General features: G+C 39.5%; 1 protein-coding gene and 1 pseudogene. One reads left to right on the top strand and one right to left on the bottom strand.

All coding sequences use genetic code 11. The features are described from left to right. Positions 1 to 74 precede the first annotated feature (74 nt). Positions 75 to 224 (top strand): annotated as a pseudogene (locus tag PG899_RS24060) (IS5/IS1182 family transposase); the annotation flags it as partial. A gap of 108 nt (positions 225 to 332) precedes the next feature. Here PG899_RS24060 and PG899_RS24055 read toward each other — a convergent pair. Next, positions 333 to 1,061, bottom strand: a complete 729-nt coding sequence (locus PG899_RS24055) for a hypothetical protein (protein WP_270697816.1) — start codon at positions 1,059 to 1,061, stop codon at positions 333 to 335. Positions 1,062 to 1,176 lie beyond the last annotated feature (115 nt).

Genomic DNA, 1,176 nt, shown 5'->3' with positions numbered 1-1,176 from the left:
ACACGCCGAAACAGCGTCTGGCACAGGCCGCATGACCTCTACTTTTGAATGCCCCTAAAAATGGGGGGATTACCCCATTTCGCATCATCAAGCGACAGTTCGGCTTCGTGAAAGCCAGATACAAGGGGTTGCTGAAAAACGATAACCAACTGGCGATGTTATTCACGCTGGCCAACCTGTTTCGGGCGGACCAAATGATACGTCAGTGGGAGAGATCTCACTAAAAACTGGGGATAACGCCTTAAATGGCGAAGAAACGGTCTAAATAGGCTGATTCAAGGCATTTACGGGAGAAAAAATCGGCTCAAACATGAAGAAATGAAATGACTGAGTCAGCCGAGAAGAATTTCCCCGCTTATTCGCACCTTCCCTAATCCTTTAAAGTTCAACCAGCTTTTAGGTTTTTGTTTTTTAATTATTTTACTCCAAAGCAATTCAATAAACTGAAGGTGTTTGGACTTTATAGCGATGCCATCGTCTAAGCGATCAAAATACTCAATCACCCTTTCTTTTTTTTGACGAGAGGTTTTGGCTCTTGGGTGGCTATTGGTAAAACGCATGTGACTTAATGATATTACATCTTCAAAAGAATTGCTTCTAAAATAAGCTGGCCCTGGTTGACTAAGATTTGGGAGGTTTTTTTTGTAAAGGTCACTATCTTTATCAAAAAAATAACTCCAATTATTGGTTATAGCGAATGCAAAATTACACACTCTTGGGTTCGTTACCTGTATCCAGCAAAAGTGCTCCATTTCTAGACAGTTTCTACTGAACTGTTTGAATAGAAATTCTGCGATTGCGTCAGTGTTCTCTAACTGGATGGCGTTATCTATTTTCCGAATGTAGTTTGCGATAACATAATCTTGTTTGGTTTTGAAATAGTCATTAAAAATTAATAAAATTGAGTCAGAATCAGTGTTGATGGTGTCAAAATGTAGTTGATACAGAATATATTCTGCAAATCTTCTCATTTCCTCCGTAGCTTTCAGTCTATTGAAGCGATCGCCCCATGGGTATTTAGAGTCATTTTTTATTGGTAGCCCATGGCTTGGTAATTTCATATAAATCCACTCGCGTTAAATATTGTTTAGGTTTGATACTAAATAACCGTTCCGAAATGTAGATCACTTATCCGGGAAAGAAGGGAACTCGGCGTCGTTTGTGCGATCTGATTAA

This window comes from Aeromonas sp. QDB39 (assembly GCF_027707585.1).
GTDB lineage: Bacteria > Pseudomonadota > Gammaproteobacteria > Enterobacterales > Aeromonadaceae > Aeromonas > Aeromonas hydrophila.
This window is presented reverse-complemented; position numbering and strand designations above follow the sequence as displayed.